This window comes from Candidatus Aminicenantes bacterium (assembly GCA_026393855.1).
Taxonomy (GTDB): Bacteria; Acidobacteriota; Aminicenantia; order Aminicenantales; family UBA4085; genus UBA4085.
In genome coordinates this window covers 1-5879 of record JAPKZJ010000136.1, presented here as the reverse complement: position 1 = coordinate 5879, position 5879 = coordinate 1, and the positions used below count along the sequence as shown (strand labels likewise).

General features: G+C 62.9%; 8 protein-coding genes. 2 read left to right on the top strand and 6 right to left on the bottom strand.

Annotated features, from left to right (window positions below):
- The 3 genes from NTZ26_15720 to NTZ26_15710 all read right to left on the bottom strand — a co-directional run.
- On the bottom strand, window positions 1–1346 hold a 1346-nt coding region (locus tag NTZ26_15720), incomplete at its 3' end, for a divalent metal cation transporter (GenBank protein MCX6561943.1).
- A gap of 25 nt (window positions 1347–1371) precedes the next feature.
- Window positions 1372–2046, bottom strand: a complete 675-nt coding sequence (locus tag NTZ26_15715; protein MCX6561942.1) for a hypothetical protein — start codon at window positions 2044–2046, stop codon at window positions 1372–1374.
- Window positions 2039–3037 carry an aldo/keto reductase gene (locus NTZ26_15710; protein ID MCX6561941.1) on the bottom strand — a complete coding sequence of 333 codons (999 nt, stop codon included), beginning with the start codon at window positions 3035–3037 and terminating at the stop codon, window positions 2039–2041. The genes NTZ26_15715 and NTZ26_15710 overlap by 8 nt, the downstream gene beginning before the upstream one ends.
- Window positions 3038–3309: 272 nt before the next feature.
- Here NTZ26_15710 and NTZ26_15705 point away from each other — a divergent pair, with 272 nt between their 5' ends.
- Window positions 3310–3441, top strand: a complete 132-nt coding sequence (locus NTZ26_15705) for a hypothetical protein (protein MCX6561940.1) — start codon at window positions 3310–3312, stop codon at window positions 3439–3441.
- A gap of 70 nt (window positions 3442–3511) precedes the next feature.
- Here the strand turns inward: NTZ26_15705 and NTZ26_15700 are convergent, their stop codons facing one another.
- From NTZ26_15700 to NTZ26_15690, 3 genes are all read right to left on the bottom strand, one after another.
- A complete protein-coding gene (locus NTZ26_15700) occupies window positions 3512–3739 on the bottom strand; it encodes a type II toxin-antitoxin system HicA family toxin (protein MCX6561939.1) in 228 nt (75 codons plus the stop codon).
- Between the two features lie 12 nt (window positions 3740–3751).
- A complete protein-coding gene (locus NTZ26_15695; GenBank protein MCX6561938.1) occupies window positions 3752–3958 on the bottom strand; it encodes a type II toxin-antitoxin system HicB family antitoxin in 207 nt (68 codons plus the stop codon).
- Between the two features lie 150 nt (window positions 3959–4108).
- Window positions 4109–4882, bottom strand: a complete 774-nt coding sequence (locus NTZ26_15690) for an SDR family oxidoreductase (protein ID MCX6561937.1) — start codon at window positions 4880–4882, stop codon at window positions 4109–4111.
- 144 nt (window positions 4883–5026) lie between these two features.
- Here NTZ26_15690 and NTZ26_15685 point away from each other — a divergent pair.
- On the top strand, window positions 5027–5879 hold an 853-nt coding region (locus tag NTZ26_15685; protein ID MCX6561936.1), incomplete at its 3' end, for a hypothetical protein.

Sequence of the window (5879 nt, the reverse complement as noted above, 5' to 3'; positions counted from 1 at the left end):
ACGGCGGCGCCGGCGGTCACGGCAAGAATGGCCGCAATGAGCAGGATATTCCAAACCGCTCCCTTCGCACCCTGCACGACATCGCCGCCCAGGTATCTCCGGCTGTTCTGGAGCAGGAAGAAGGCCAGGTAGGCGACCGGCATCATGACCAGGTTGAACGACGAGGCAACGACCGGCACCCAGAACGGTAGGGCCGCGAAAGCTCCCAAAATCCCGATGTTGGCCGTCATCGTCGCGGCTTTGTAGGCCTTCCCATGCAGGGCGAAGCCGAGCATCTCACTCAAGACGAATCCCGCGATCAGCATCTCCAGCACCATGGTCGTGAAGCACATGCTCAAGATGCCGAGCGAGAAGACGACCCGGCCGAGAGTCAGGCCGACAAGCGGCGCCAGCGCGTGGGCGGCGTCGACGGCGCCCCGAACCCGGATGCCGCGGGCGTAGAGAGTGTTGGCGCAGGCGATGCTGACGAATCCCGTTGCTAGGACGAACGGCAGAAACATCGAGATGCCGAGGTCGAAGTTCTTGAGGCCCAGATGATCCCGGCCCCAGCGCCGGGACAGCAGGGAGTAGGGGTAAAGAAAAGTCATGTTGACGCCCACCGCCGCGCCGAGCTGGCCGAGGACGAGGGCCATCCCCTCTTTCGACTTCGGAATCGAGAAACCGAACAGCCCCTTGACCAGCGCTTTGCCGTCGATGCCCGTCTTGACCACGACCAGGAAGAAAGCGGCCACCATGAACAGCAGGATATACTTCAAGGTGCGCTCGAAGCCGCGGATGGCCCGACGGCTCCCCTTCCCGTAGCTCCAGCAGATGGTCGTAGAAGCAGCCAGAAAGAACGCCACGATCAAAGCCTTGGGGACGTCCAGCCCGGCCACGGACAGGATGTCGCGCAGAACGTCCGTCCCCAAAGCGTACTGAGGGAACTGAAAGACGACGGACGAAACAAGAACGCTGATCCCCCAGAACGCTGCCAGCGCGGGATGGAGGCGGGTCCGGAAGACTTCGTAAGGCCGCCGGCCCGTGATCAGCGTCTGGCGGCCGATGGCGGCAAAGACGGCCACTCCGAGGGCCATGGCCACGGGCTGCAGCCAAAGCAGTTGATAGCCATAGGCGGCCGCCGCCAGGATGGTCGAGCCGGCGGTCCCCGCGCCCAGGGTGATGGCGCTCTGCAGCCAGCCCGGCCCGGTCAGCTTCCAATAGCCGCCCCAACGGCGAAAGAACGGACGCCGGGCGTCGACACCGCGCAGGTATTCACGCTCGGCCTGCAGATCTTCGAGATCGCGGGCCGCGACCATCGGCAGGCCGCGTTCGGCCTGGGGAGAAGCGTTGTCGGGGGGGGTGGTCATGCCGGGCCTCCGGAGGAAATTCGGGTCAGGGCGTCCGTCCGCGCAGGACGATATCGTCAAAGGCGCCGGTATCATCGAAGGATCCGACTCCGACGCGGCCAGGCGGCAGGGTCACATCCTTGGCCGTCAGGACCGGGACGGTCATGTCGTCGATATAGGCGGCGATGCGGCCGTCGGGCTCACGAACGACCTTGAAGGCATGCCAGGCCTTGTCCGTGAGGCGGAAGACCGACTTCCCCTCCGGCTCGAGGTTGATCTTGACCCGGTCGGCGCCGTTGACCAGAGCGATAACGTTGTGGACGTTGTCGCTCGAGGCCGAAAAGTGGACATAATAGAAGTGGGTCGGGTCTTGAAAGCCGAACACGATGCACATGTCGCGCTTGTTATTGGCCGGGTCGGTGTAGCACTTGACGCGGCCGGTCAGGGCGAACGATGAGAGGCCGGCGGTCGACAGGACCGACCAGGAGGTCGGAGCCCGCACTTTCCCGGCTTCGCCCGGAGCCGTGAGCTCGTAGAATCGGTTGCCCTCCCCTTCCGCCACCCGCCAGCGAGCCGGGTCGCAGGGCGTCCAGCGGGCCGCGGTCCCGGTTTCGAAATCATCCGAAACGAGTAGCGGCAGATTGGCCGCCGATTGGGCCAGCCTAACGGCGGCAAACAAAAAAAGGCCCGCCAAGCGGAAGGCCGCGCGAGGCTCACGCATAGTGCCCGTCCCGATAGGAGGGATCCATCCAGGGCAGGCGCCGGCCGGCAAAGAACGGGGCCAGAATCGTCCCGATCCGGGCCATCTCCGATCGCGGCAGCGGGACAAAAGCGCGCAGCAGCTCGGCGTTCTTCCTGACGACCTCGAGGTTGTCCATGCCCAGCATGGCCGCATGGACGAGCTCGAGGCTCAAAGCGTAGCGGATCAACTCGTCGGCCGTGATCCCGGCCACGGTCTCGCGCGGCCGGATGACCTTGATGACCGCGATGCCCAGGTTTTTAGCGGCCGCCGCGGGGATGGCCTCTTTTTCCAAGTCGCCCTTGCGTTCGGCGTAGTGATTCAGAGCGATGAGCATGGAGTCGAAATCGTGGTCGCGGGCGGCGGCCGTCATGGCCTCGGCCGAGAGGTGGCCGGTGAAGCCGATGAACCGAGCGGCCTTCTCCTCTTTTAGGCGCCGGAGCGCTTTCAACGCGCCTCGTTCCGAAGCGACGATTTCGACGTCGGTCGGGGACTGCAGGAGATGGATTTGGTAGACGTCGATATAGCTCGTCCGCAGGCGCTTCAAGCTGCCCTCGAATTCCTTGAGCGTCTCGTCGTATGTCCGGGCCTCGCACTTGGTGGCCAGAAAGACCTCTTTGCGCCGGGTTTCAAGCACCCGGCCGATCCGCTCCTCGCTGCTGATGTCCTTGTTTCGATAGCTGGACGCCGTATCCCAATAATAGAACCCGTGGTCGAGGGCGGACAGGAGAACGGCCTGGGCCTTTTCGGGATCTTCGACGGCGCACCAGCGGCTGCCCAGCCCGACCCCGATCCGAGGGACGGCCACCCCGGTCTTGCCGAAGATTCGGGTCGGGAGGCTCTTGGCGTCGTAAATCGCGGGGAAAGGGCTCGTTGCGGCGTTAAGCCCGCCGGAGGCCAGTCCTCCAACCGCGGCCGCGGCGCCGGCCGCCCGCTTAAGGAATTCCCGCCGATCCATGGATCGCTCGTTCATGGGAGCCTCCTCGCGCCCGGCCCTTTGACAGCCCGTGCGGCCGGAGACATAATGCTATCCGCGCCGGGGATCAAAATCAAACTGGAGCCGGATCTCCGATATATTCATTCGCCTTTCTTGACCTCATCCAAATTGAAATATATGCTTGTCCGCGGTGGCAAAACGGGAGATCGATTGGCTTCAGACTCAATCCAGATGATGGCTTCATCTGAATCGTTCGGATGTTTCGATAGTCGCCAACTCCATATGATGGGCCATAGGAATGAAATGGGATGAGCAACAAAACTGAATTCGCGCCATACTTCAAAGAGCTGTACGAAACTGCCCAGCAGGGGGATGCACGCGAAGAAAGCTTCTATCCAGCGCTTTCCGCGATGCTTAAAACGACCGCTGGCGGATCCTAGTCAATGCAGACCCGCAACCGGACATCGAACGATGATTCCAGATGCATATTTTCATATCAAAACAGAATGCCTATCTGCCCAGCGCAGCAAGAAAGTCTTCGATTGTCAATCCGGCCCTGGCGATAAGGGCCCGCAGGGTTCCCCTTGCGACTTCGGGATGGTCGGGAATAGAGAGAGTCGCGAGATGTCCTTCCTTCGTCAGAATGATATGGCTTCCCTTTTGACGGGCAACGTCCCAGCCCAGCTTCCTAAAGGCTTTCACGACTTCGCGAGGCTTTAAGAGCGGGACGTCGGGCATTAGGACCAGGTTTTACAGTCGTACTTCGATCTGCCTGATGGCTACCGTCAGCGGCATTCCCTTGGCCGCCCGAACCTCCAGGCACTCTTTGATCGCCTGCTGAATATTCTTTTCGGCCTCTCGCGCCGTCGTGCCTTGACTGATACATCCCGGTATCGAAGGGCATTCAGCGACGAACATCCCGTCTTCATCTTGAGAGATCGTGATAAAAAACTTCATTTTCCGGCTTCCTCTAACTTCAGGAGCATTATGGCAAATTCCGTGAGGATACACAATGCCGAACCGGACAGCCGAATGCCATCCTCATGGCCGCGGCGGGGATCATTGTCATCGTTAGGCAGTAATTCTTAGGACCGCGCCCGGGCCGGTTCAGCCCTTGCGGTGCGCCAGCATCGTCGAGGCCTGGGCCGTCGGCATGACGATCATCTCGGCGATCGAGACATGCGGCGGACGCGTGGCGCAGAAGAGGACCGCCTCGGCCACATCGTCGGGCGTCAGGGGCGAGATGCCTTGATAAACCTTGGCCGCCCGCTCTTCGTCCCCGTGGAATCGAACTTGGCTGAACTCGGTCTCGACCATTCCCGGATCAACGGTGCTGACCCGGACCGGAGTCGCGACCAGGTCCATCCGCAGGCCGCGGGAGATCGCGTTGACGGCAAACTTGGTGGCGCAATAGACGCTGCCGCCAGGGTAGATGTCGTGGCCGGCGATGGAGCCGATGTTGATGACGTGGCCGCGGCCGCGGGCCACCATGCCCGGGAGGACGGCCCGGCTGACATAGAGCAGGCCTTTAACGTTGGTGTCGATCATCTCTTCCCAGTCCGAAAGAAGCCCCTCGTGGAGCTTGTCCAGGCCCCGGCTCAAGCCGGCGTTGTTGACGAGGACGTCGACGGCGGCCCATTCCGGGGGGAGGCCGACGATCGCAGCTTCCACGGCCGGCTGGTCGCGCACGTCCAAGGCGAAGGCGTGGACGGGGACGCCGCATTCCGCCTTCAGCTCGGCCGCCAGTTCCTCCAGCCGGTCGGTCCGGCGGGCACAGAGCAGAATCCGGGCGCCCGCGCGGGCGAAGGCCTTGGCCGAGGAGCGGCCGATGCCGGAGCTGGCTCCGGTGATGAAAACGATTCGATCGCGCAGAGATGTCATGGCGGCCTCCTGAAAGGAAAGAGCATACGCGCATTCCGGACGGCGTTCAACCGGCGCCCGGATCGCCCGCGCCGGCCTTTCCGAATTGATTTTGTCAAGGTCTTGGGCTATCGTCAGGACGGAAGGATTCGAGGGGAGGACATCATGCGGATTCGGATTCAGTTCCGTCTCGTCGCCGTCATTCTCGCTCTCACGGCCGCCGGCCTGGCCGCTTCCGCGATCCAGGTCGGGCTCACGGACGCCGCCGAGCGGGCGGGTTGGGAGGAGTTCCTCCGCACGGCACGGATCGTGGATTCCAAGCAGATGGGCGGACCCGAAGCCGTGACGAACCCTTGGAAGCTGACGCTGTCCAAGGGAGACGTCACCCGGTTCGGGCTCTGGAAGAACATCGACCTCGACCTCGAGCAAGGCGGGCCCGATCGCTGGCGCTTCGAAATCGCCGCCTACCGGCTGGATGTCCTGCTGGGGCTGGGCATGGTCCCGCCCACGGTGGAACGGGCCTTCCAAGGACAGTGGGGGTCGCTCCAGCTCTGGATCGAAGACACCGAAAGCCTGAAAAACCGGCTCGCCCGCGGGGGCGATGTCCCCAGAGACCAGAACGAAGCCTGGAACCGCAAAGCCTATCTGGAACGGGCCTTCGACTCCCTGATCGCCAACGACGACCGCAACGTCAACAACATTCTGATCGGGGCCGACACCCGCATGATCCTGATCGACCATTCGCGCACCTTCCGGACGGCGGAGCCGTTCGACAAAACGCTCGTCTTCGGCGCCTCGGGCCTGCAGCGGACCAAGGACGGAACGGCCTATCTGTTTGTGCCGCTGACCCGGGCTTTCGTTGACAAGATTCGGGCTTTGGACGCCAAGTCGGTCAAAGACGCCGTCAAGGGCCGCCTGACGGGACGAGAGATTCAAGTCCTCCTGGCCCGACGGGATCTCGTCCTGAAGGAGATCGAGGGCCTCATCCGCGAGCGCGGCGAGGCCGCCGTGCTCTACT